The following is a 22,672-nucleotide window of genomic DNA, read 5'->3' as shown; positions in this document are numbered from 1 at the left end:
CTGGCTCCTGCTCGCGAGCAAGCCCGCTCCTGCAACGACGAATAAGCCCGTACAAACGAAAGGGGCGGCCATCTGGCCGCCCCTTTTGCGTTAGTCCGCCTTCGCCGGCAACAGGCCGTCGGCGCGGAACATCGCCTTAATCCCGCGCACGGCCTGGCGCAGGCGGTCGCGGTTCTCGATCAGGGCGAAGCGCACGTGATCATCACCGTAGTCGCCGAAGCCGATGCCCGGCGACACCGAGACCTTGGCGTCCTTGAGCAGCTTCTTGGCGAACTCCAGCGAACCCAGGTGCGCGTAGGGCTCGGGGATCTTCGCCCAGATGTACATGGAGGCCTTGGGGTTCTCCACCATCCAGCCGGCCTCGTGCAGGCCCTTCACCAGCACGTCGCGGCGCTTCTGGTACTGCTCGGCGATGTCGCGCACGCACTGCTGGTCGCCTTCCAGCGCGGCGATGGCCGCCACCTGCAGCGGGGTGAAGGTGCCGTAGTCGTGGTAACTCTTGATCCGCGCCAGGGCCGAGACCAGCTCCGGGTTGCCGACCATGAAGCCGATGCGCCAGCCGGCCATGTTGTAGCTCTTGGACAGGGTGAAAAACTCCACCGCGATGTCCTTGGCACCGGGCACCTGCATGATCGACGGGGCCTTCCAGCCGTCGAAGGTGATGTCCGCATAGGCCAGATCATGCACCACCAGCACGTCGTAGCGCTTGGCGAGGTCGACCACGCGCTCGAAGAAGTCCAGCTCCACGCACTGCGCGGTGGGGTTGGAAGGGAAGCCGAGGATCATCATCTTCGGCTTGGGAATCGATTCGCGGATCGCCCGCTCCAGCTCGTTGAAGAAGTCGATCCCCGGCACCAGCGGCACCGAGCGCACCTGGGCGCCGGCGATCACCGCGCCGTAGATGTGGATCGGGTAGCTGGGGTTCGGCACCAGGATGGTGTCGCCGTGGTCCAGGGTAGCGAGCATCAGGTGCGCCAGGCCTTCCTTGGAGCCGATGGTGACGATGGCCTCGGATTCCGGGTCGATCTGCACGTCGTAGCGGTCACGGTACCAATGCGAGATGGCGCGGCGCAGACGGGGAATGCCACGGGAGGTGGAATAGCCGTGGGTGTCTTCGCGCTGGGCGACCTGGCAGAGTTTTTCGACGATGTGCGGCGGCGTGGCCCCGTCCGGGTTGCCCATGGACAGGTCGATGATGTCCTCGCCACGGCGGCGGGCGGCCATCTTCAGTTCGGCGGTGATGTTGAAAACGTAGGGGGGCAGGCGATCGATGCGCGCAAAGCGACGAGCTGAACGGGGTTCAGTCATGGTGTCCTCTGATGAACGTAGGCGCCCGGAACCGTCCGAGCGACGCCGGCCACTGCGGTGGCCTGGAAAGCGCGGCGCTGTGACCTGCGCTTTCTTGTCGGCGAACATATAGCTCGCTAGGCTGGCTGTCGAGTTTTTCTTATCGCGCCGCTCAAACGCGGCCCCTGGAGTCCCATGTCACCCCTTCAGTACTGGCAGCTCGACGTCTTCGCGCAGCAACCGCTGACCGGCAACGGCCTGGCGGTGTTCCCCGACGCACGCGGCCTGGCGGAGTCGACATTGCAGGCGCTGACGCAGGAGTTGCGCCAGTTCGAGTCGATCTTCCTGTTCCCCTCCGCCTCGCTGGATACCTACTCGGCGCGCATTTTCACCGTCGACGAGGAACTGCCCTTCGCCGGCCACCCGGTGCTGGGCGCCGCCGCGCTGCTGCACCACCTGCACCAGCGCGGCGAGGAAGAACTCTGGACCCTGCAACTGGCCGCCAAGGACGTGAAAGTCGCCACCCGCCGACGCGGCGCCGGCTTCCACGCCGAGATGAACCAGGGCGTGGCGGACTTCGGCGCCGTGCTGGACGACGAGGCGCGACGCGGGTTCGCCGAAGCCTTCTCGCTGTCCGTCGCCGACCTCGCCGACTATCCCGCCGCCGTGGTCAGCACCGGCCTGCCCTACCTGCTGCTGCCGGTGCGCGCCGAAGCGCTGGGGCGAGTCCGCCAGCGAGCGGACCTGGGCGTCGAACTGGCCAAGCTCAACGCCGCCTTCGTCTTCGTGCTGGATGTGGATAACCGCGAGGGTCGCACCTGGGATGGCGCCGGCATCATCGAGGACGTCGCCACCGGCAGCGCCGCCGGCCCCGTCGCCGCCTACCTGGTGGAGCTGGGCAAGGCCCGCCGCGGCGAACAGTTCCACCTTTCCCAGGGTCGCTTTGCCGGCCGTCCCAGCCGCCTCGACGTGCAGGTCGGCCAGGACGACGACGTCCGCGTCGGCGGCGACGTGCAACTGCTCGCCCGCGCCGAACTGCTGCACCGCCTGGCCTGACGACCGGGCTGGCGGTGCACGCCAGCGGCAGCAACACTGAATCAACCCCTTCAAGGAGACGCCGCCATGCTCTGGCGCAAAGGACGACGCAGCGACAACGTAGTGGATGCGCGGGACGAAACCGGTGGCGGCATGGGTGGTGGCGGCCGGCGTATCGGCGGGCGCGGCCTGAGCCTGGGCGGCGTGGCCATCGTGGTGGTGATCGGCCTGCTGTCGGGCCAGGACCCGATGACCATCCTCGGCTCGCTGCTCGGCCAGATGGATGTCTCGCAGCAGGCGCCAAGCCGCCCGGCGCAGGGCAAGCCGGCCACCGGCAACGACCCGCAGGTGGACTTCGTCCGCTCGATCCTTGGCGACACCGAGGACACCTGGGGCGAGATTTTCGCCCGCAGCAACCAGCAATACGAGCAGCCCAAGCTGATCCTGTTCAACGGCGGGGTGAACTCGGCGTGCGGCTTCGCCTCCTCGGCGGTCGGCCCGTTCTATTGCCCGGGTGATCGCCGGGTCTACCTGGACCTCGGCTTCTTCCGCGAGATGGAGCAGAAGTTCGCCGCCGCCGGCGACTTCGCCCAGGCCTACGTGATCGCCCACGAAGTCGGCCACCACGTGCAGAACCTGCTGGGCATCTCCGCGAAGATCAATGCCGCCCGCCAGCGCGGCGCGCGCATGGAAGGCGCCAATGGCCTTTCGGTGCGCCAGGAGCTGCAGGCCGACTGCTTCGCCGGCGTCTGGGCCAACCACGCCCAGCAGCGCCTGAACTGGCTGGAGCCGGGCGACGTGGAGGAAGCGCTGAACGCCGCCAACGCCATCGGCGACGACCACCTGCAACGCCAGGCGCGCGGCACGGTGATGCCCGACTCCTTCACCCACGGCTCGTCGGCGCAGCGCGTGCGCTGGTTCAAGGTCGGTTTCGAAGGCGGCTCGCCGGGCAAGTGCGACACGTTCAAGGCGCAGACGCTCTGAACCGTCCCGACTGACCTGGCTCAGCCCGCGCCGCCGTCCGTTCGGGTATAGAGGACCGGCATGCGCCGGTCCCGGCGCCCGTTGTCCCCTTGCGGAGCGCCGATGAGCCAGCTCGACTCCACTATCGCCAACGACATTTCCAAACTCGCCCGCACTGTGGAGGTGCCGGCGGGCACCCGCCTGTTCGCCCACGGCGCGGACTGCGCGCACTTCGTGCGGCTGCGCAGCGGGCAGGTCCGCGTCCAGACCGTCTCGCCCCAGGGCCGTGAAATCGTGCTCTACCGCGTGCATCCGGGCGAAAGCTGCATCATGACCAACGCCTGCCTGATGTCCCGCCGCCCCTATGCCGCCGAGGGTGTCACGGAAACCGCCTGCACCCTGGAGATGCTCGCGCAGCCCGACTTCGACCGGCTCATGCAGGAGTCCGCGGCGTTCCGCCAGTGGTTGTTCGCCAGCTGCGGCGAGCGCCTGGTGGAGCTGATGCTGCTGTTCGAGAATGTCGCCTTCCAGCGCATCGACATACGCCTGGCCGCGCGCTTGCTGGAAAGCGGTGAGCACAGCCTGGCCCTGACGCACCAGCAACTGGCTAGCGACCTGGGCAGCTCCCGCGAAGTCATCAGCCGCCAGCTCAAGGAATTCGAGCGGCGCGGCTGGCTGCGCCTGGGCCGTGCCAGCCTGGAGCTGCTCGACCCGCAGGCCCTGCGGGCGTTGGCCGCCACTGTGTGACCAAGTCACTGAACACTGCTGCGCACCTGCCTTACAACTGCAGTCTCCATCTCCATGAGGACAACGACATGTTGTGCAGAAACGTCAGTATGCCGGACCGTATCGTCCGCATCATTCTCGGCCTGGGGCTGCTCGCCCTGGTATTCGTAGGCCCGCAAACGGCCTGGGGCTGGATCGGCCTGGTCCCGCTGCTCACCGGCGCACTCGGCAGCTGCCCGGTCTACCGGCTGCTCGGCCGCAACAGCTGCAGCCGCTAGCCGCAGATTATCGTCGACCAACGGTGAAGCTCCCGCTCCCGGGCGGAGATAAAAAAGGGCCGCAGGAATGCGGCCCTGGAAAGACGCCGGCAAGGCCGGCGCGTGGGATCAGCTCGCCTTCGCCAGCCCGACAGCGCCCAGGCGCTCGGCGATCTCGCCGAGGATGGCCGGGTCGTCGATGGTCGACGGCGGTGCATACTCCTCGCCATCGGCGATCTTGCGCAGCACGGCACGCAGGATCTTGCCGGAGCGGGTCTTGGGCAGCCGCTTGACCACCACCACGCGCTGGAAGCAGGCCAGCGCGCCGATGCGCTCGCGCACCAGCGCCACCAGGTCGCGCTGCAGGGCGTCCTCGGCGACTTTCGCGTCGTCCTTGAGCACCACCAGACCCAGCGGCACGTGCCCCTTGAGATTGTCCGTCAGCGAAATCACCGCGCACTCGGCCACGGCATCGTGCAGCGCCAGCAACTCCTCCATCTCGCCGGTGGAGAGGCGATGCCCGGAGACGTTAATCACGTCATCGGTGCGGCCCATGATGTAGACGAAACCATCCTCGTCCACATAGCCGCCGTCACCGGTGTGGTAGTAGCCGGGATAGGTCTTCAGGTAGGCCTGCAGGTAGCGCGGATGGTCGTTCCACAGGGTCTGCGCGCAACCGGGCGGCAGCGGCAGGGCGATGACGATGGAGCCCTGTTCGTTCGGCCCCAGCACGCGGCCTTCGTCGTCCACCACCTGCACGTGATAGCCGGGCACCGCGCGGTTGGTGGAGCCGGCGCGCAGGTCGTGGCCACCCAGCCCGGCACAGGGCGCGGTCACCGGCCAGCCAGTCTCGGTCTGCCACCAGTGGTCGTGCACCGGCTTGCCGGTCAGCTCCTCCAGCCAGTGCTGGGTGCTGCTGTCGAGCTTCTCGCCGGCGAGGAACAGGTGGCGCAGCGAACTCAGGTCATAGCGCTTGAGCAGTTCGCCGTGGGGGTCTTCCTTGCGGATCGCGCGGATCGCCGTGGGTGCGCAGAACAGGCTGTTGACCTTGTATTCCTCGATCACCCGCCAGTAGCTGCCGGCGTCCGGCGTGCGCACCGGCTTGCCCTCGTAGAACACCGTGGTGCAACCGTTCATCAGCGGACCATAGACGATCAGCGAGTGGCCGACCACCCAGCCGACGTCCGACACGCCCCACCAGATGTCGCCCGGCTGCAGGCCGAAGATGGTCGGCAACGCGTAGCTCAGCGCCACCGCATGGCCACCGTTGTCGCGCACGATGCCCTTGGGTTTCCCGGTGGTGCCGGAGGTGTACATGATGTACAGCGGGTCGCCGCTGGCCAGTTCCACCGGCTCCGCCGGCTGGGCGTGGGCCAGGGTTTCGCGCCAGTCCAGGTCGCGTCCGGCGTGCAGCTCGGCCATTGCCTGCGGGCGCTGCAGTACCAGGACATGGGCCGGCTGGTGGATGGCCAGTTCCAGCGCCTTGTCCACCAGCGGCTTGTATTCGATGATCCGCTCGAACTCCAGCCCGCAGGAGGCCGTGAGCACCAGCTTGGGCTTGGCGTCGTCGATGCGCAGTGCCAGTTCATAGGGCGCGAAGCCGCCGAACACCACCGAGTGCACCGCGCCGATGCGCGCACAGGCCAGCATCGCCATCGCGGCCTGCGGCACCATCGGCATGTAGATGATCACCCCATCGCCCTTCTCCACCCCCAGCGCGCGCAAGGCACCGGCCAGGCGAGCGACTTCGTCGCGCAGTTGCAGGAAGGTGAAACGCTGCCGGGTGTTGGTGACGGGGGAGTCGTAGATCAGCGCGGCCTGCTCGCCGCGGCCCAGCTCGATCTGCCGGTCGAGGGCGAGGTAGCTGGAGTTCAGCCGGCCATCGGCGAACCAGCGGTGGCTGCCATCGGGCAGGGACTGCAGGACATCCTGCGGGGCGTGGTACCAGGCCACGCGGCGGGCCTGCTCGGCCCAGAAAGCGGACGGCTCCGCGATGGAGCGGTCGTAGCACTGCCGGTAGTTCATCATCTGAGCCTCTTATTGTTGTTATCGAGGTCGAACAACGAGTATGGCCGGGGTTCGCTCCCGCACCATCAACCTTTGGTCGCATACCGGCCAACTTCAGGCATAAGCCGGCTTTTATTGCGGGAGAGACAGCAGAACACTCCAGGCAAGGGCAAAGCTATCACCGGCACACAGCCCCGAAGATCGACTAAATTGTGCTCTTGCTGGATTAAATTGCTGAGCGAGCTACCCGTATGTCGAGAACCTCGGACTGGCCCCTTCCCGCCGACAGCCTACGCCTGGTGCTGCCACCGACGCTGCTGCAGAAGCTCGCCACGCACCCGCTCAGCCGCGATCTCTATCCCAGTTCCCTGGGCCACTACCGCCGCGCCCGCGACCACCAGATGAGCCGCGAGCAGCATGACGACCATCTGTTGATCTATTGCAGCGAAGGCCAGGGCTGGCTTGTCGCCCAGGGACAGTCCCAGGCGGTGGGCTGCGGCGACCTGATCTGGCTACCGCCGGGCATGGCCCATGCCTACCACGCCGACCCCGCCAGCCCCTGGACGATTCACTGGGTACACCTGCGCGGCGGCGGCGCCGACTGGCTGCGCCTTGCCGCCGGCTACGGGGACTCGCCGGTGCGCCATTGGGGCCCGCAGCACATCCTGATCAGCGGCTTCGCCCAACTGCTGGAGGCACACCACAGCGGCTACCGCTTCCAGCCCTTCCTGCTCGCCGCCAGCCGCCTGCGCGCCCTGCTCTGCCAACTGCCGCTGCTGCGCCCGGTGCGCGATGCCGGGCTCGACCTGGACGGCCTGCACGCCTACATGCGCGACAACCTGCACCAGCGCCTGGAGCTGCCGCAACTGGCGGCGTTCTGCAACCTGTCGAAGTTCCATTTCGTCAATCGCTACCGCGCGCTGACTGGGCGCACGCCGATCCAGCACTTCCTGCACCTGAAGATCGAGTACGCCTGCCAGTTGCTGGACAGCAGCCCCTGCGGCATCGCCCAGGTCAGCCAGGCCGTGGGGTACGACGACAGCTATTACTTTTCAAGACTTTTCAGCAAGGTCATGGGCCTGTCGCCCAGCGCCTACCGCAGACGCCTGAGCCAGGGCCGCGGCGGCGCGTGAGACGTGGGCGGGCCGGTTGTCGGCGACCCTGCGTCGCATCCTTTACCGTTCGGCGACGGGTCTACACTGAGATTCCTTCAAACGACCGTTCAGGGGTGCCCAGTCATGAACATCCTCGTTCGCCCATCCTCCGCCAACAAGAATCAGCCTTGGGAAGTCTGCCTGGATCAGCAGGCCGTCGGCTTCCGCAGCGAGCGGGAAGCTCGCCACTTCGTCGCCACCCTGGAAGCCCGGCTGCGGGCCCCGCACCAGTTGCCGGAGCTGCGCCAGCGCGTCGCCGGTTGACGCTACTCAGGCGGCGCGTTCACTGATCTGCCCGCTGGACCATCCCAGCAGCGCGGCGGCCAGGCCGCAGGTGGTGATCACGGCGGCCATCGGCAGCGCCGAACCGTCGTGCAGCGCGCCGACCAGCGCCGAAGCGCCCGCCGCCACGGTGAACTGCAGGCTGCCCATCAGGGCCGATGCGCTGCCGGCGTGGCGTCCCTGGCTGGCCATCGCACAGGCTGCGGTGTTGGGCAGCAGGAAGCCCAGGCAGGCGATGGCGCCGAACAGCGGAATCAGCATCGGCCATAGCTGCGCCGGCCTGGCCAGGGTGATCGCCAGCAGCGCCACGCCGCAGGCGAAGTACACCCACACCGCCCTGCGCAGCCAGAAGCCCGGCCCGCGATAGCGCAACAGTCGCGCATTCACCTGCGCCATCAGGATGAAGCCCGCCGCGTTACTGCCGAAGATCCAGCCGTAGTGTTCGGCCGGCACGCCATAGAGCTGGATGAAGACGAAGGGCGAACCGGCGATGTAGGAGAACATCCCGGCAACGGCGACCCCGCCGGTCAGCGCGTAGATGAGGAAGGAACGGTCGGAGAACAGCGTCAGGTATTGCCGCCCTGCCCCACGCAGGGGCGCGCGCGGGCCGGCCGGGATGGTTTCCGGCAGCCACAGGGCGATGGCCGCGCCCGCCAGCGCGCTGAACAGCGTCAGGCAATAGAAGATCGACTGCCAGCCGGACAGGTTCAGCAGCAGCCCGCCGCCCAGCGGCGCGAGGATCGGCGCCAACCCCATCACCAGCATCAGTTGCGAGAAGGCCTTGGCGGCGGCGATCGGGTCGCACAGGTCACGTACCACCGCCCGCGAAATCACCATGCCGGCGCAACCGCCCAGCGCCTGGACGAAACGCGCGCCGACCAGCCACTCCAGGCTCGGCGCGAATGCGCAGGCCACCGAGGCCAGCGTGAAGATGCTCACCCCCAACAGCAGCGGAATCCGCCGGCCGACGCGATCCGCCAGAGGGCCGTAGAGCAGTTGGCCAATCGCCAGCCCGGCGAAGTACGCCGACAGGCTCAGCTGAATGTGCTCGACATCGGTACCGAAAGCCTGCGCCAGCGCCGGGAAGCTGGGCAGATAGAAGTCGATGGCCATCGGCCCGAAGGCGCTGAGGGCGCCGAGGATCAGCAGGATACGGAGGGTCATGTGTCACCTGGGCACGCACCGGTCGCGGCGGACCAGGCGCCAGGACGGACGGGGCGTAAGGTTCTGCCGCGCCTGTGCCGCGCGACGAAGCCTTGCATTGTGACAATGGGCGGGAAATTAGCAAGCTCGCTAAGCAGTTCCCGAAAAGATGCCAGGGCGGACCGGCCCACGGCCGGTCCGCCCCGGCGTCAGGCCTCGTGGGCCCCGCCCTCCACGGGCTTGTCCTTGTTCTTGCGAGCGGAAAGCTTGTCGGCCGCGGACTCCACCAGCATGTAGAACATCGGGATGAGGAAGGTCGCCAGCAGCGTCGCGGCAAGCATCCCGCCGATCACCCCGGTACCGATCGAGTGACGGCTCGCGGAGCCGGCGCCGGTGCTGATGGCCAACGGCACGCAGCCCAGGATGAAGGCCAGCGAGGTCATCACGATGGGACGGAAGCGCAGCTTGGCTGCCTCCAGCGCCGCCTCCACCGGTCCCATGCCCTGCTCTTCGCGGCACAGCACGGCGAACTCGATGATCAGGATGGCGTTCTTCGCCGCCAGGCCGATCAGGGTCACCAGGCCGACCTGGAAGTACACGTCGTTATCCAGCCCGCGCAGCCAGATCGCCAGGATCGCCCCGAACACCGCGAAGGGCACCGCAGTGACCACGGCCAGCGGCAGGGTCCAGCGCTCGTACTGGGCAGCGAGGATGAGGAACACCAGGATCAGGCCGAAGATGAACGCGGTACTGCCCGAGCCCTGAGTCGCCAGTTCCTGGTAGGCCGAACCGATCCAGGCCAGCGAGTAGTCTTCACCCAGTACCTGGTCCGCCACTTCCTGCATCGCCGCCAGCGCCTGGCCGGAGCTGTAGCCCGGGGCCGGGCCGCCGAGCAGCTTGGCCGCCGGGAAGACGTTGAAGCGGGCGTAGGAGTCCGGGCCGAGGATACGCTTGACCGACACCAGCGTGGTCAGCGGCACCAGATCCCCCGTGGACGAACGCACGAAGACCTGGCTCAGGTCGTCCGGCTTGCGGCGGAACTCCGGCTCCGACTCCAGGGAAACCTGCCAGGTACGCCCATACAGGGTGAAGTCGTTGACGTAGTAGCTGCCGAAGGTCGACTGCATCGCGGTGAACACATCGTCGATCGCCACGCCCAGCGAGCGGGCCTTGGTGCGGTCGAGGTCGATATAGTACTGCGGCACATTGGCGTTGAAGGTGGTATTCAACCCCGCCAGTTCCGGCCGCTTGGCGGCGGCGGCGAGGAACTTCGTGGTCACCTCCTCCAACTGCTCGGAGGTGCCGCCACTGCGGTCCTGGATGTAGGCCTCGAAGCCGCCGGTAGTACTCATGCCGGTGATCGGCGGCGGGTTGAAGGACATCACGACGCCGTCTTCCTGGCCGGCACCCATTTTCATGAACTCATGGGTGAGGTTGCGTGCATCCAGCTCGGGCGTGTTGCGCTCCTTCCAGTCCTTGAGCGTGACGAAGGATACCCCGGCGTTGCTGCGAGTGCCGTTGGTGAGGATATCGAAGCCGGCGAAGGTCACCACGTCGGCGACTGCCGGGTGCTTCATCAACTCGTGGGTCACGTCGCCGGTGAGCTTCTCGGTACGACTCAGCGAGGCCGCCGGCGGCAGGAAGTAGGCGTTGAGCACGTAGCCCTGGTCTTCGTCAGGCACCAGCGAGCCGGGCACCCGGCCGAACAGGACGATCAGCAGGCCGACCATGCCGCCGAACAGTACCAGGCCGAGGATGGCCCGCTTGAGGAAGAACTGCACACCCGCGCCGTAGCCGTTGGTGATGCGCTCGAAGGCGCGGTTGAACCAGCGGAACGGCGCCGCCGGCTCCTTGTGCTCGGGCTTGAGGATCAGCGCGCAGAGCGCGGGCGAGAGCGTCAGGGCGACGATGCCGGAAATCACCACCGACACCGCGATGGTGATCGCGAACTGCTGGTACATCTGGCCGGCCAGGCCACCGAGGAAGCCGACCGGGATGAACACCGCACAGAGCACCAGCACGATGGCGACGATCGGCCCTGTCACCTCTTCCATCGCCTTGATCGCCGCTTCCTTCGGACTGAGCTTTTCGGTGCGCATGACCCGCTCGACGTTCTCCAGTACCACGATGGCGTCGTCCACCACGATGCCGATCGCCAGCACCATGCCGAACAGCGACAGCAGGTTGATGGAGAAGCCCAGCAGGTACATGCCGGCGAAGGTGCCGACCAGCGACACCGGGATCGCCAGCACCGGGATCAGCGTGGCGCGCAGGTTCTGCAGGAAGACGAAGACCACCACCATGACCAGGATCAGCGCCTCGATGAAGGTGTGGATCACCTCCTCGATGGAGACCTTCACGAAGGTCGTGGTGTCGTACGGGATCTTGTAGGCGATGCCTTGCGGGAAACGCTTGGCCAGGACCGCCATGTGGTCACGCACGGCCTGGGCGGTATCCAGCGCGTTGGCCCCCGGTTGCAGGTAGATGCCGAAGGCGGCGTTCTGCTGGCCGTTCAGGGACGTCACCAGGGAATAGTCCTGCGCCCCCAGTTCGACCCGCGCCACGTCCTTGAGCAACAGGCTGGCGCCGGTGGAATCGCTGCGCAGGATGACGCTTTCGAACTCCTTGGGATCGGTGAAGCGGCCCTGAGCGGTGGCCATGTAGGTGAAGTCCTGCGGCTCCTTCATCGGCTGCTGGCCGAAGCTGCCGGCGGCGAACTGCGAGTTCTGCTCGCGGATCGCGTTCACCACGTCGGTGGGTGTCAGGTTGTACTGCGCCAGCTTGTCCGGGCGCAGCCAGATGCGCATGGAGTAGTCCTTGGAACCGAACTGGCTGACGTCACCGACGCCGGGAATCCGCTTGAGGTCGTCGATCACGTTGATCAGCGCGTAGTTGCTGATGAAGATCGGATCGCGGGAGTTGTCCGGGGAGAACAGGGTCACCACCTGCAGGATGTCGGAGGATTTCTTCTCCACCTTCACCCCTTGCCGGCGCACCTCTTCAGGCAGTTTGGCAAGCGCGGCCTGCACCTTGTTGTTGACGTCGATGGTGGCCTGGTCAGGGTCGGTACCCACCTCGAAGTACACGGTCAGTTGCATGGCGCCGCTACTGTCGGAGTTGGACAGCTGGTAGATCATGCCCTCCACGCCGTTGATTTCCTGCTCCAGCGGCGCGGCCACGGTCTCGGCGATGACCTGCGAGCTGGCGCCCGGATAGGAAGCGGTCACCGAAACCTCGGGCGGCACGATTTCCGGGTACTGGGCAACGGGCAATGCGCGCATGGCCACCAGGCCTGCGAGCAGGATCACGATGGAGATCACCATCGCGAATACGGGACGCTCGATGAAGAAGCGCGAAATCACGATAAGCGCTCCTTATGACGGGGTCTGGGCGGGATTGGCCGCCGGTTCCTGCGCGCCACCTTCGACGGCTCGGACCGGCTGGTCGGGACGAACCTTGAGCAGGCCGTCGACGATGACCTTGTCGCCGTCATCCACGCCAGCGTCGATGATCCAGCGGCCGTTCACGGTCTGCGAGGTCGTCACCTGGCGCACGCGGGCGAAACCGTCCTTGTCCACAACATAGACGAAGGTACCGCGCGGCCCCTGGGCCAATGCGCGCTCGGGCAGCGTCACCGCGTTCTTGTGGGCGATGCCCTTGATCAGCACACGGACGAACTGCCCCGGAATCAACTGGTTCTTCGGGTTGGGTACCACGGCGCGGGCATTCACCGTGCCGGTGCCGGTATTGACGAAGCTGTCGGTGAAGTCGACCACGCCATCGACGGGATACTTGGAACCATCGCCGAAGCGCAACTCGGCGCTCAGCTTGCCGTCCGCGGGCAGGCTCAGCCTGCCGCTCTGCACGCCATCGCGCAGGCGCGCGGCCTCGGTATCGGGATAGGCGAAGTTGACGTACACCGGATCCAGTTGCGTGAGCTTGGTCAGCAGGCTGGAGTTCGGGTCGTTCGCCGCCACCAGGCTGCCCTCGGAACGGGTTTCCTTGCTCGCCATGCCGGAAATGGGCGCGGTCACCGTGGTGTAGTTCAGGTCGATCTGCTTGGCATCGACGTTGGCGCGAGCAGCCTCGACATCCGCCTTGGCCTGCTCGAAGTCGGAAATGTAGCGGTCCAGTTCGCTTTCGCTGGCGAAGCCCTTCTTCTGCAGTTCGCGGATACGCTTGAGATCGCGTTCGGTCTGCCGATAGCGCGCCTGGGCCTGTGCCAGCGAGCCCTTGGCCTGCCCCAGTGCCGCCTGGTAGGGGCGCGGATCGATACGGAACAGCACCTGCCCTTCCTTCACCGGGCGACCTTCTTCATAGGTACGGCGCTGCAGGATGCCGCTGACCTGGGCGCGCACTTCCACCTCACGGTAACCAGCGGTCCGGGCAGCATACTCCAGGGTCACGGGGACGGTCCCACTCTTGGCCACTTCCACGGTTACCGCCGGCGGAGGCGGTGCAGCAGCGGCGGGTTTGTCCTCAGCCTGCAGCACCGTGGCGAACAAGGCAGGCAAGCCAAAAACAGCAAGCGCAACGGGCAAACGGCGGACAAACTGCATGTAACCTCTCCATGGAATGACAGAAAAAGCTGAATGAAATGGATATTGACCGAGAGGAGTTCACTTGCGCCAGTGTCTGTAAGGCACTGTTCACACATTAAAATCAGTAAACTACCAATGAATAGTGATCCTAGCCTGTATACCAGCATGCGCCATGCGAAGAACTAAAGAAGATTCGGAAAAGACGCGTCAGACGATACTCGATTCAGCCGAGCAGATTTTTCTTGCCAAAGGCGTCTCCAACACGAGTCTGGAAGAGATTGCCCGAAGCGCCGGCGTGACCCGCGGCGCGGTGTACTGGCACTTCCAGAACAAGGCCCATCTGTTCAACGAACTGCTCAACCAGGTACGCCTGCCACCGGAGCAATTGGCGCAGCGTCTCTCCGGCTGCGACGGGCACGACCCGATCCAGTCGCTGTTCGAACTGAGCGTGGAAGTCATCGAGAACCTGGCGCGCCATCCGCAGCGCCGACGCATCCTCACCATCCTGCTGCAACGCTGCGAGTTCACCGACGAATTGCGCGATGCGGAAGAGCGGCACAACCACTTCATCCGTCAGTTCATCGAACTGTGCGAACAGCTGTTCACCCGCGAGAGCTGCCGTAGCCGGCTGATGCCGGGCGTGTCTCCGCAGATCGCCTCGCGCGCGGTGCATGCGATGATTTTCGGCCTGCTCAGCGACTGGCTGCGCGACCCGGAGCTGTTCGACGCGGAGCGGGAAACCCGCCTCCTGTTCGATGCCCTGTTCAGAGGGCTGGTGCGCGACTGGAGCGCGCCCCAAACCTGATGGGCCGGCGTGATGCCGGCCCGGAAGGAAAGAAGACTCGGAGCCTGTTTACGATCTCGCGGGCTAGGACCGTAGTAGGCGCAAAGCGTCCGAAGAGTGGAACTTACCTGCTGTAAATGAGCATCTGAGGGCGCTTTGCAACGCCCTGTGGCCGACGCGCAGCAGATCGTAGACAGGCTCTCAGGCCGCCTCGGCCTCGTAGCCTTCCTCGCGGATCGCGGCGAGAATCGCCGACTCGTCCAGGCGGCTGGCAACCCGCACTTCGCCGTGGCCCAGGTCGACCTGAACGTCCGCCGCCGCGTCGAGCGCCTGCACCGCCTGGGTGATGGCGCGTACGCAGTGGCCGCAGCTCATGCCTTTGACTTGGAAGGTATGCATGGAAATTCTCCTGTCGCGTGATGAGTCGTTGCGTGCAGTCTCCACCTTCCCCTCGTGACAAGGTCAAGCCCCCTGGCGATTTGTTCCCACGCGCTTGTCCTGCGTCAGTCTCTCGGCCAAGCTGCGCTCATGATCCCCGTCCCGGAGAACGCCCCATGTGCCGCTCCCTCCTGCTGGCCGCCAGCCTGCTGATCTCCGTCCTGGCACAGGCCGACGGCATGCCCTACGCACCGCCCGCCCCGACGCCCCCCGTACCGTCGACACCGCCACCGGCCACGCCCGGCTCCTGGCCGGTGCCCGACGCCCAGCCCGTGGCCTATGCCGTACTGATCGTCAGCCGCGCGCGGCTGGACACCGGCACCGCCTGCGACATCGACCTCTATGTGCAGGACCAGAAGGTCTCGCGCCTGCAACCCGAGGGCGAGATAGCCCTCAACCTCCCGCCGGGCGAAACCTCCCTGCGTCTCGTCACCGCCAATTCCGGGCTCTGCCACGGCGGCCTGGAGCCCCTGCGCGCGCAGTCGGTACTGCTGCGCGCCGGCGAAGTGCGCAAGTTCCGTATTGCCAACAGCGAGAGCGGCCTCTATCTGATGCCGGTCTCCAGCGGCAGTTGAGCGGGATGCGCTGACCTGCGGCAAGGGACCGCGGGGAAAAGCTTGACCTTACCCTTATGTCAAGGTTGATTCTGTCGGGGAACTTCAGGGAGAGTCCCCCATGAGCAGCGCAACCCCCATCGAACTCGACCTTCCCGTTTCCGGGATGACCTGCGCCAGCTGCGCCGGCCGCGTGGAGCGCGCCCTGCGCAAGGTGCCCGGGGTGCAGGAGGCGAGCGTCAACCTCGCCAGCGAGCAGGCCCGCATCCAACTGGCCCGGGCTCCCAGCGACGACGCCTTGCCGGCCCTGGTGGCGGCCGTCGAGCAGGCCGGCTACGCCGTGCCCGCCCATAGCCTGGAACTGGCCATCGACGGCATGACCTGCGCCAGTTGCGTCGGCCGCGTCGAGCGCGCCCTGCGCAAGGTACCCGGCGTGCGCGAGGTGAGCGTGAACCTCGCCAGCGAGCGCGCCCACCTCGACCTGCTCGGCACGGTGGACATCGCCGACCTGGTCACCGTCGTCGACAAGGCCGGCTACAAGGCCCGCCCCATTGCATCCGAGCACCCCGAGGTCGATCCGCAGATAGCGCGCCTGGCCCGCGAGCGCTGGTGGCTGATAGCGGCCATCGTCCTGTCAGTGCCGCTGGTGCTGCCAATGATCGGCGACTGGCTCGGCCAGCACTGGATGCTGCCGGCCTGGGTGCAGTTCCTGCTCGCCACCCCCGTGCAATTCATCATCGGCGCACGCTTCTATGTATCCGCGTTCAAGGCCGTGCGCGCCCGCAGCGGCAACATGGACCTGCTGGTCGCCCTCGGCACCAGCGCCGGCTACGGCCTGAGCCTGTACCTCTGGTACGCCGCAACGCCCGGGCAGATGCCGCACCTGTACTTCGAAGCCAGCGCCGTGGTGATCACCCTGATCCTGCTCGGCAAGTACCTGGAAAGCCGCGCCAAGCGCCAGACCGCCGCCGCCATCCGGGCCCTGGAAGCGCTGCGCCCAGAGCGCGCCACCCGCATCCGTGACGGCGTGGAAGAAGATGTCGCCATCGCCGAACTGCGCCTGGGCGACGAAGTGCTGGTACGCCCCGGCGAGCGCTTCCCGGTGGACGGTGAAGTGCTCGACGGCCAGAGCCACGCCGACGAGGCGCTGATCACCGGCGAGAGCGTACCGGTGGCCAAGGGCGTGGGCGACGCCGTCACCGGCGGCGCCATCAACGGCGAAGGCGTGCTGCGGGTGAAAACCACCGCCCTGGGTGGTGAAACCGTACTGGCGCGGATCATTCGCCTGGTGGAAGACGCCCAGGCCGCCAAGGCGCCGATCCAGAAACTGGTCGACAAGGTCAGCAACGTCTTCGTCCCGGTGGTGATCTGTATCGCCCTGGCGACCCTGGTCGGCTGGCTGATCGCCGGTGCCGGCTGGGAACACGCGCTGATCAACGCCGTCGCCGTGCTGGTGATCGCCTGTCCGTGCGCCCTCGGCCTGGCGACTCCCACCGCGATCATGGCCGGCACCGGCGTGGCGGCGAAACACGGCATCCTGATCAAGGACGCCGAAGCGCTGGAAGTCGCCCACGCGGTCGATGCCGTGGCCTTCGACAAGACCGGCACCCTGACCTCCGGCCAACCGCGCATCACCAACCTCGCCGCCAGCGACGAAGCCCAGGCCCTCGCCCTGGCCGGCGCCCTGCAGCGCGGCAGCGAACACCCGCTAGCCCGCGCCGTGCTCGACGCCTGCGCCGAACGCGGCCTGTCCCCGACCGCCGCCGACGCCACCCAGGCCCTGGCCGGACGCGGTATCCAGGGCCGTGTGGACGGCCGCCTGCTGGCCTTGGGCAACCGCCGCCTGCTGGACGAGCTGCAACTGCTGCCCGGCGATCTGGCGGAGTCCGCACAGCGCTGGGAAGCCGAAGGGCGGACCCTGTCCTGGTTGGTCGAACGCGAGCCGCAAGCCCGCGTGGTGGCCCTGTTCGCCTTCGGCGACAGCCTCAAGGACGGCGCCAGGCCCGCCATCGACGCCCTGCGCGGACGCGGTATCGCCAGCCACCTGATCACCGGCGACAACCGTGGCAGCGCCAAGGTGGTCGCCGATGCGCTGGGCCTGGACGACGTGCATGCCGAAGTACTGCCCGGCGACAAGGCCGAGGTGGTCGGCGCCCTGCGCAAGCGCGGGAAAGTGGTCGCGATGGTCGGCGACGGCATCAACGACGCCCCGGCGCTGGCCGCCGCTGATGTCGGTATTGCGATGGGTGGCGGCACCGACGTGGCCATGCACGCCGCCGGCATCACCCTGATGCGCGGCGATCCGCGGCTGGTCCCGGCGGCGCTGGACATCTCCCGGCGCACCTACGCGAAGATTCGCCAGAACCTGTTCTGGGCCTTCATCTATAACCTGGTGGGCATCCCGCTGGCCGCCTTCGGCCTGCTCAACCCGATGGTCGCCGGCGCCGCGATGGTCGCCTCCAGCGTCAGCGTGGTGAGCAACGCCCTGCTGCTCAAGCGCTGGAAACCGCAGGATCACCAGTGACACCCACGCCCCGCGCAAGCGGGGGCGTTCGATCGAGAGGAATCGGCATGAACATCGGCGAAGCGGCGAAGAAGAGCGGCCTGACCGCGAAGATGATCCGCTACTACGAATCCATCGGCCTGCTCGCCCCCGCCGGCCGCAGCGCCAGCGGCTATCGGCACTACAGCGAGCAGGACCTGCACACCCTGGCCTTCATCCGCCGCTCGCGGGACTTCGGCTTCTCGCTGGAGGAAGTCGGCCAACTGCTCGCCCTCTGGCAGGACCGCCAACGCGCCAGCGCCGACGTGAAGGCCCTGGCCGCTCGGCATATCGAAGAGTTGAACCGCAAGATCGCCGAACTCAGCAGCCTGCGCGACACCCTGCAGGAACTGAGCGACCACTGCCAGGGCGATCACCGGCCGGACTGCCCGATCCTGAAGGACCTGGAGTCGGGGAATTGCTGTCATTGAGGAGCTTTCGGACGGGGCTAAGCGCCCCGTTCGACTTGTGGTCATCGCGGTTACTGATAGATACCAAAGCCCGAGGGCAGAACGACTGCCCAACAGAGCGGGACAATTCCTTCATGAGATATCAAGGCTACGCCGCCCGCATCGAATACAGCGATGACGACGGGCTGTTCATCGGCCACATCGCCGGTATCCGCGACGTGATTGGTTTTCACGGCGAGTCGGTGAGCGAGTTGCGCGGGGCGTTCGAAGAGGCCGTGGACGACTACCTGGCCACCTGCGAGAAACTCGGCCGCGAACCGCAGCGGCCAGTCTCTCACTGACGACCCAAGACAACTGGTGATGGATCACCGCGGTGCAGCAATCTGACGCTTTTGTAGGAGCGAGCTTGCTCGCGAACACAGCCTGCAGCGGGGTTGGTTCGCGAGCAAGCTCGCTCCTACAGGTACGGGTCAGCCTTGGGCGCTCACTGTCGTACGGCGACGCCACAGCGACGCCGGCAGCACGGTCACGGCCAGGCCAACGAAGACCAGCACGCAAGCCATCCAGTCCTGGGCGGTCAGCGCTTCGCCGAGGAACAGCCAGCCCGACAGCAGACCTGAAACAGGCACCGCCAGCGCGAACGGCGTGACCTGGCTGGCCGGGTAGCGGCGCAGCAGGAAGCTCCACAGGCCGAAGCCGACGGTGGTGGCGAGGAAAGCGATATAGAGCAGCGCGCCGGCGCCGGTCCAGTTGATATTCAGCACGGCGTGCCCGATCGCCTCGGGACCTTCGAAGATCCATGACAGCACCAGCAGTGGTAGCGGCGGGATCAGGCTGACCCAACTGATCAGGCGCAGCATGTCGCTGGCGCCGGAGCGCTTGGTGGCGATGTTGGAGAAGGCCCAGGCGAGCGCGGCGGCGATCACCAGCAGGAAGGCCAGCAGGCTGTCGCCCAGCGGCCGCTCCAGGCCGATCAGCAGCAGGCCGCCGGCAGCCAGCGCCAGGCCCAGCAGCGCACGTGGAGTAGGCCTTTCGCCCAGCAGCGCGGCGGCGATCAGCACGGTGAAGAACACTTGGCTCTGCAGCACCAGCGAGGACAGCCCGGCCGGCATGCCCAGGTGCATGCCGACGAACAGCAGCCCGAACTTCACCACGCCCAGCAGCACGCCGATCTGCACGATGCGCCAGAACGGCGCCGGCAGCGGGCCGCGCAGGAAAACCAGTGGCAGTGCGGCCAGGGCGAAGCGCAGGGCGCAGAACAGCAACGGCGGGAAGTCGTGCAGGCCGATCTTGATCACGACGAAGTTGATGCCCCAGATCAGGGTGACCAGCAGAGCGAGCAGGATATGGCGCAAGGGCATGGCGTAGAACTCGCAGTGGAGTGGAGCAACGCTACCAGCCCCGGCGTGCGATGTATGGATACAGTTGGTGCCGTACAGTTGTACGCCGCTCAGGGAATCGGCTCTCGTAGGAACAACTGTCTTCTATCGGGGAAATCCGCGCCTGCGATTCCCCCTCACCCCAGCCCTCTCCCTCAGGGAGAGGGGGCAGTCCGTACCGGCTGACACCGTGGCTTCCTCCTGCACCGAACGGTTCCCTCTCCCGCTTGCGGGAGAGGGTGAGGGGATCTTGATCTCGTAGGAGCGGAGCTTCTCCGCGATCCCCGGCAGGGCCGGTGCCGGGCCGGTTCGCGAGCAAGCTCGCTCCTACCGGGGTGACGGGACAGCTCTTCGTAGGAGCGAGCTTGCTCGCGAACCGCACAGCACCGCACAGCACGAAGCAGATCGCGGACGGAGTCCGCTCCTACAGGGGGTCGATCTGCAGCTTTGGCCAGCGCGCCAGCCAGTTCTTGGCGGCGATGCGCTGGCGGTAGAGATCGGGCTTTGCGCGAAAGCGTTCGGTTGGCCGAACGCGCAGGTCCAGCAGGTCGTCGCCCCACAGCGGCGCCAGCAACTCCAGTCGGTCGCCGCGCAAACGCACCGCCACCGCGGTACAGGTTTCCGCCCAGTGCCGCAGCGCATCGGCGCAGTCGCGGTAAGGCGCGTCGCCATTGCGCAGGTGCATGCGCGCCTGGTTACGCACCGACCAGGGCACGCCCGGGCAGGCCTCCAGAAGCCGGCGCTCCCAGTCGGAGTCCGCCTCGGCTTCCAGGCGGTCAGCGGCGAAATACAGGACATCCACATCGGCCAGCGGCGTGCTTTCGGCATAGCCGTGCAGCGCATCCCACACGGCGTTGCGCACGAAGCCGGCGCCGATCCAGGCATCGGCCGGTCCGTCATCGCGCACGCCTCGCAGCAGGCGCATGCGCTCGGGTTGCGCGGCGATCAGCGTCAGGATGTCAGAGGGGGCGCTCACTCCGCTCAAGCCTGCTCCCACGGCGGAGGCGGCTCGTCGCGGGTCTGCGGCGCATCCTGGGCGACGCGGCCGGCCTCGCGGCGGGCCTGCTCACGCAGGGCCTCGGCGATTTCGCGCAACACCGAATCGACATCCGCCTCGTCCTCGGGATCGTCGAAATGGCCGGTCAGCGGAGTGTCCGGCAACAGCTTCCCTTCTTCGTACAGCGCCCACATTTCCTTGGCGTAGTGGGTGTACTTGAGTTCCGGGGCGAAGCGGCCGAAGTAGGCGGCCATGTTGCCGACGTCGCGCTCGAGCATGCGGAAGGCGTGGTTGTTGCCGGCAGCGTCGACCGCCTGGGGCAGGTCGATGATCACCGGGCCGTCCGGCCCGACCAGCACGTTGAACTCGGACAGGTCGCCATGCACCAGACCGGCGCAGAGCATCATCACGATCTGGCGGATCAGGAAGGCGTGGAATTCCCGCGCCAGCTCCGGCTCCATCACCACGTCGTTCAGGCGTGGCGCCGCATCGCCGTCCTCGTCGGCGATCATCTCCATGAGCAGCACGCCATCGAGGAAATCATAGGGCTTGGGCACCCGCACGCCGGCATTGGCCAGGCGGAACAGCGCGGCGACCTCGGCGTTCTGCCAGGCCTCCTCCTGCTCCTTGCGGCCGTACTTGCTGCCCTTGGCCATCGCGCGCGCCTGCCGGCTGTTGCGCACCTTGCGCCCCTCCTGGTACTCGGCGGCCTGGCGGAAGCTGCGCTTGTTGGCTTCCTTGTAGACCTTGGCGCAGCGCAGCTCGTCGCCGCAGCGCACCACATAGACCGCCGCTTCCTTGCCACTCATCAGCGGGCGCAGCACTTCGTCGATCAGTCCGTCTTCGATCAGCGGCTCAATGCGTTTCGGGGTCTTCATCGGGCTTCCTGGCATACCTCTCTACGGGCGCTGCGCACCTTATACGGCAATCCCCGGCGGCCGCCCAGCGCGATCAGGGGGTCGGCGGCGTCAGTTCGATGCTTTCGATAACCGCGTCTTCCAGCCGCAGCAACTCCAGCCCCAGGGCCTCGTCGCTATCGGCATAGCGCAGGGCGATGCTGGCGAAGCCTTCGGCGGCCTCGCTGAAGGCTTCCACCATGCGCGGGTCGAACTGGCTGCCGGCGCCGGCCTTGATCCGCGCCGCCGCCTCGTCTGGGCCCAGCGAGGTACGGTAGGCATGGCGGCTGGTGAGTTCGTCGTAGCAGTCGATCAGCGTCAGCATCCGCGCGGCCATCGGTATGCGTTCGCCGGCCAGGCCTTCCGGATAACCGCCACCATCCCAGCGCTCGTGGTGGCTGTAGGCGATCTCCTTGGCGTAGCGCAGGAAGTCGGCCGGATAGCCGAGCTTGCGTTCGGCCGCCGCCAGCGCGTCGTGGCCAACCGTGGTGTGGCTCTGCATGATCAGCCGGTCGGCCTCGTCGAGCTGACCGGGGCTGTGCAGGATGCGGTCGGGCACCGCGACCTTGCCGATGTCGTGCAGTTGCGCCGAGCGCGCCAGCAGCTCGATATTCTCCACCGAGAGTTCGCCGGAAAATTCGTTGCGCAGGGCCAGAGTGCAGCAGAGCAGGCGCATGTAGTGCTCGATGCGCACCAGATGCTGGCTGTGCGGGTTGTCACGCAGGTCGCACAGGGTCGCCATCGCCTCCAGCGTGGCGTCCTGGATGGCCTGCAGCTCGCGGGCGCGGCGGCGCACTTCCAGCTCCAGGTATTCGCTCTTGTCGCGCAGGAAATCGGCATTGGCCTTGAGGTTGAGGTGCGCGCGAATGCGCGCCAGGGTCACCGGCGGGCTGATCGGCTTGGTGATGTAGTCCACCGCGCCCAGGTCGAGGCCTTTCTGCTCATCGGCGGCGTTGACCATGCCGGTGAGGAAGATCACCGGGATATCGCGGGTGAAGGGGTCGGCCTTGAGCTGCCGGCAGACTTCGTAGCCATCCATCTCCGGCATCATGATGTCGAGCAGCACCAGGTCCGGGCGCGGATCGCTCTGCACCAGGCGCAGCGCCTTGGCGCCGCTGGCGGCGACGCGCACCTGGTAGCGGTCCATCAGCAGCTCGCTCATCAGCATCAGATTATCCGGCTGGTCATCCACCACCAGGATCAATTCCTGTTCCGGCCGGTCCAACATGCTATCCATTGCATTCCCCTTATTGTTCAGACTGCCACGCGGCACCGGA

At 66.8% G+C, this 22,672-nt stretch carries 20 protein-coding genes and 1 pseudogene; 11 read left to right on the top strand and 10 right to left on the bottom strand.

The window, feature by feature from the left end; translation table 11 throughout:
- Positions 1-90: 90 nt before the first annotated feature.
- Positions 91-1,308 carry an alanine transaminase gene (alaC, locus tag H681_RS04335; protein WP_015475618.1) on the bottom strand — a complete coding sequence of 406 codons (1,218 nt, stop codon included), beginning with the start codon at positions 1,306-1,308 and terminating at the stop codon, positions 91-93.
- A gap of 174 nt (positions 1,309-1,482) precedes the next feature.
- Here alaC and H681_RS04330 point away from each other — a divergent pair, with 174 nt between their 5' ends.
- The 4 genes from H681_RS04330 to H681_RS04315 all read left to right on the top strand — a co-directional run bounded on the left by H681_RS04330 (position 1,483) and on the right by H681_RS04315 (position 4,289).
- Positions 1,483-2,343, top strand: coding sequence for a PhzF family phenazine biosynthesis protein (locus H681_RS04330; RefSeq protein WP_015475617.1), 861 nt, complete (start codon positions 1,483-1,485; stop codon positions 2,341-2,343).
- A 66-nt stretch (positions 2,344-2,409) separates the two neighbouring features.
- Entirely contained in the window at positions 2,410-3,306 is an 897-nt protein-coding gene (gene ypfJ, locus H681_RS04325) for a KPN_02809 family neutral zinc metallopeptidase (protein ID WP_015475616.1), read from the top strand.
- A gap of 102 nt (positions 3,307-3,408) precedes the next feature.
- Positions 3,409-4,032: a Crp/Fnr family transcriptional regulator gene (locus tag H681_RS04320; RefSeq protein WP_015475615.1), complete on the top strand. Its 624-nt coding sequence runs from the start codon at positions 3,409-3,411 to the stop codon at positions 4,030-4,032.
- Between the two features lie 68 nt (positions 4,033-4,100).
- Complete coding sequence (locus H681_RS04315) at positions 4,101-4,289, top strand: YgaP family membrane protein (RefSeq protein WP_041711721.1); 189 nt, start codon at positions 4,101-4,103, stop codon at positions 4,287-4,289.
- A 108-nt stretch (positions 4,290-4,397) separates the two neighbouring features.
- Here H681_RS04315 and H681_RS04310 read toward each other — a convergent pair whose 3' ends face one another.
- The gene (locus H681_RS04310; RefSeq protein ID WP_041712388.1) at positions 4,398-6,293 is read right to left on the bottom strand and encodes a propionyl-CoA synthetase; all 1,896 of its coding nucleotides are present in this window, start codon (positions 6,291-6,293) and stop codon (positions 4,398-4,400) included.
- Between the two features lie 233 nt (positions 6,294-6,526).
- Between H681_RS04310 and H681_RS04305 the strand changes: the two genes are divergently transcribed.
- Positions 6,527-7,408: an AraC family transcriptional regulator gene (locus tag H681_RS04305; protein WP_015475612.1), complete on the top strand. Its 882-nt coding sequence runs from the start codon at positions 6,527-6,529 to the stop codon at positions 7,406-7,408.
- 105 nt (positions 7,409-7,513) lie between these two features.
- Entirely contained in the window at positions 7,514-7,693 is a 180-nt protein-coding gene (locus H681_RS04300; RefSeq protein ID WP_015475611.1) for a hypothetical protein, read from the top strand.
- A 6-nt stretch (positions 7,694-7,699) separates the two neighbouring features.
- Here H681_RS04300 and H681_RS04295 read toward each other — a convergent pair whose 3' ends face one another.
- The 3 genes from H681_RS04295 to H681_RS04285 all read right to left on the bottom strand — a co-directional run bounded on the left by H681_RS04295 (position 7,700) and on the right by H681_RS04285 (position 13,413).
- Positions 7,700-8,875: a multidrug effflux MFS transporter gene (locus H681_RS04295; protein WP_015475610.1), complete on the bottom strand. Its 1,176-nt coding sequence runs from the start codon at positions 8,873-8,875 to the stop codon at positions 7,700-7,702.
- A gap of 188 nt (positions 8,876-9,063) precedes the next feature.
- Complete coding sequence (locus H681_RS04290) at positions 9,064-12,216, bottom strand: efflux RND transporter permease subunit (protein WP_015475609.1); 3,153 nt, start codon at positions 12,214-12,216, stop codon at positions 9,064-9,066.
- A gap of 12 nt (positions 12,217-12,228) precedes the next feature.
- The gene (locus H681_RS04285; protein WP_041711720.1) at positions 12,229-13,413 is read right to left on the bottom strand and encodes an efflux RND transporter periplasmic adaptor subunit; all 1,185 of its coding nucleotides are present in this window, start codon (positions 13,411-13,413) and stop codon (positions 12,229-12,231) included.
- Between the two features lie 154 nt (positions 13,414-13,567).
- On the opposite strand from H681_RS04285, the gene H681_RS04280 reads away from it, so the two are divergent.
- The gene (locus H681_RS04280; RefSeq protein ID WP_015475607.1) at positions 13,568-14,200 is read left to right on the top strand and encodes a TetR family transcriptional regulator; all 633 of its coding nucleotides are present in this window, start codon (positions 13,568-13,570) and stop codon (positions 14,198-14,200) included.
- A gap of 180 nt (positions 14,201-14,380) precedes the next feature.
- Here H681_RS04280 and H681_RS04275 read toward each other — a convergent pair whose 3' ends face one another.
- Positions 14,381-14,578, bottom strand: coding sequence for a heavy-metal-associated domain-containing protein (locus H681_RS04275; protein ID WP_015475606.1), 198 nt, complete (start codon positions 14,576-14,578; stop codon positions 14,381-14,383).
- Positions 14,579-14,733: 155 nt separating this feature from the next.
- On the opposite strand from H681_RS04275, the gene H681_RS04270 reads away from it, so the two are divergent.
- The 4 genes and pseudogenes from H681_RS04270 to H681_RS04255 all read left to right on the top strand — a co-directional run.
- Positions 14,734-15,192 (top strand): hypothetical protein, encoded by a 459-nt coding sequence (locus H681_RS04270; RefSeq protein WP_015475605.1) that lies wholly within the window; start codon positions 14,734-14,736, stop codon positions 15,190-15,192.
- Between the two features lie 100 nt (positions 15,193-15,292).
- Complete coding sequence (locus tag H681_RS04265; RefSeq protein ID WP_015475604.1) at positions 15,293-17,695, top strand: heavy metal translocating P-type ATPase; 2,403 nt, start codon at positions 15,293-15,295, stop codon at positions 17,693-17,695.
- A 47-nt stretch (positions 17,696-17,742) separates the two neighbouring features.
- Positions 17,743-18,144: a Cu(I)-responsive transcriptional regulator gene (gene cueR, locus H681_RS04260; protein ID WP_015475603.1), complete on the top strand. Its 402-nt coding sequence runs from the start codon at positions 17,743-17,745 to the stop codon at positions 18,142-18,144.
- 113 nt (positions 18,145-18,257) lie between these two features.
- Positions 18,258-18,458 (top strand): annotated as a pseudogene (locus tag H681_RS04255) (type II toxin-antitoxin system HicB family antitoxin); the annotation flags it as partial.
- Positions 18,459-18,593: 135 nt separating this feature from the next.
- Here the strand turns inward: H681_RS04255 and H681_RS04250 are convergent.
- From H681_RS04250 to H681_RS04235, 4 genes are all read right to left on the bottom strand, one after another.
- Positions 18,594-19,484, bottom strand: coding sequence for an EamA family transporter (locus tag H681_RS04250; protein WP_015475601.1), 891 nt, complete (start codon positions 19,482-19,484; stop codon positions 18,594-18,596).
- Between the two features lie 442 nt (positions 19,485-19,926).
- Entirely contained in the window at positions 19,927-20,478 is a 552-nt protein-coding gene (locus H681_RS04245; protein WP_015475600.1) for a nucleotidyltransferase family protein, read from the bottom strand.
- A 5-nt stretch (positions 20,479-20,483) separates the two neighbouring features.
- Positions 20,484-21,377, bottom strand: a complete 894-nt coding sequence (locus H681_RS04240; protein ID WP_015475599.1) for a PA4780 family RIO1-like protein kinase — start codon at positions 21,375-21,377, stop codon at positions 20,484-20,486.
- A 73-nt stretch (positions 21,378-21,450) separates the two neighbouring features.
- A complete protein-coding gene (locus H681_RS04235; RefSeq protein ID WP_015475598.1) occupies positions 21,451-22,632 on the bottom strand; it encodes a two-component system response regulator in 1,182 nt (393 codons plus the stop codon).
- Positions 22,633-22,672 lie beyond the last annotated feature (40 nt).

This window comes from Pseudomonas sp. ATCC 13867, from assembly GCF_000349845.1.
Lineage (GTDB): Bacteria > Pseudomonadota > Gammaproteobacteria > Pseudomonadales > Pseudomonadaceae > Pseudomonas.
Note: the sequence above shows the minus strand (reverse complement) of the source record. Positions and strands in the feature narration are given on the sequence as shown.

What these genes read in the sequence shown, in the direction of transcription:
- H681_RS04295 (WP_015475610.1), bottom strand. Translation starts at nt 8,875, where the DNA reads ATGACCCTCCGTATCCTGCTGATCCTCGGCGCCCTCAGCGCCTTCGGG.
- H681_RS04285 (WP_041711720.1), bottom strand. Translation starts at nt 13,413, where the DNA reads ATGCAGTTTGTCCGCCGTTTGCCCGTTGCGCTTGCTGTTTTTGGCTTG.
- H681_RS04310 (WP_041712388.1), bottom strand. Translation starts at nt 6,293, where the DNA reads ATGAACTACCGGCAGTGCTACGACCGCTCCATCGCGGAGCCGTCCGCT.
- H681_RS04300 (WP_015475611.1), top strand. Translation starts at nt 7,514, where the DNA reads ATGAACATCCTCGTTCGCCCATCCTCCGCCAACAAGAATCAGCCTTGG.
- H681_RS04250 (WP_015475601.1), bottom strand. Translation starts at nt 19,484, where the DNA reads ATGCCCTTGCGCCATATCCTGCTCGCTCTGCTGGTCACCCTGATCTGG.
- H681_RS04235 (WP_015475598.1), bottom strand. Translation starts at nt 22,632, where the DNA reads ATGGATAGCATGTTGGACCGGCCGGAACAGGAATTGATCCTGGTGGTG.
- H681_RS04330 (WP_015475617.1), top strand. Translation starts at nt 1,483, where the DNA reads ATGTCACCCCTTCAGTACTGGCAGCTCGACGTCTTCGCGCAGCAACCG.
- H681_RS04240 (WP_015475599.1), bottom strand. Translation starts at nt 21,377, where the DNA reads ATGAAGACCCCGAAACGCATTGAGCCGCTGATCGAAGACGGACTGATC.
- H681_RS04315 (WP_041711721.1), top strand. Translation starts at nt 4,101, where the DNA reads ATGTTGTGCAGAAACGTCAGTATGCCGGACCGTATCGTCCGCATCATT.
- H681_RS04320 (WP_015475615.1), top strand. Translation starts at nt 3,409, where the DNA reads ATGAGCCAGCTCGACTCCACTATCGCCAACGACATTTCCAAACTCGCC.
- H681_RS04280 (WP_015475607.1), top strand. Translation starts at nt 13,568, where the DNA reads ATGCGAAGAACTAAAGAAGATTCGGAAAAGACGCGTCAGACGATACTC.
- H681_RS04265 (WP_015475604.1), top strand. Translation starts at nt 15,293, where the DNA reads ATGAGCAGCGCAACCCCCATCGAACTCGACCTTCCCGTTTCCGGGATG.
- cueR (WP_015475603.1), top strand. Translation starts at nt 17,743, where the DNA reads ATGAACATCGGCGAAGCGGCGAAGAAGAGCGGCCTGACCGCGAAGATG.
- ypfJ (WP_015475616.1), top strand. Translation starts at nt 2,410, where the DNA reads ATGCTCTGGCGCAAAGGACGACGCAGCGACAACGTAGTGGATGCGCGG.
- H681_RS04305 (WP_015475612.1), top strand. Translation starts at nt 6,527, where the DNA reads ATGTCGAGAACCTCGGACTGGCCCCTTCCCGCCGACAGCCTACGCCTG.
- H681_RS04275 (WP_015475606.1), bottom strand. Translation starts at nt 14,578, where the DNA reads ATGCATACCTTCCAAGTCAAAGGCATGAGCTGCGGCCACTGCGTACGC.
- H681_RS04270 (WP_015475605.1), top strand. Translation starts at nt 14,734, where the DNA reads ATGTGCCGCTCCCTCCTGCTGGCCGCCAGCCTGCTGATCTCCGTCCTG.
- alaC (WP_015475618.1), bottom strand. Translation starts at nt 1,308, where the DNA reads ATGACTGAACCCCGTTCAGCTCGTCGCTTTGCGCGCATCGATCGCCTG.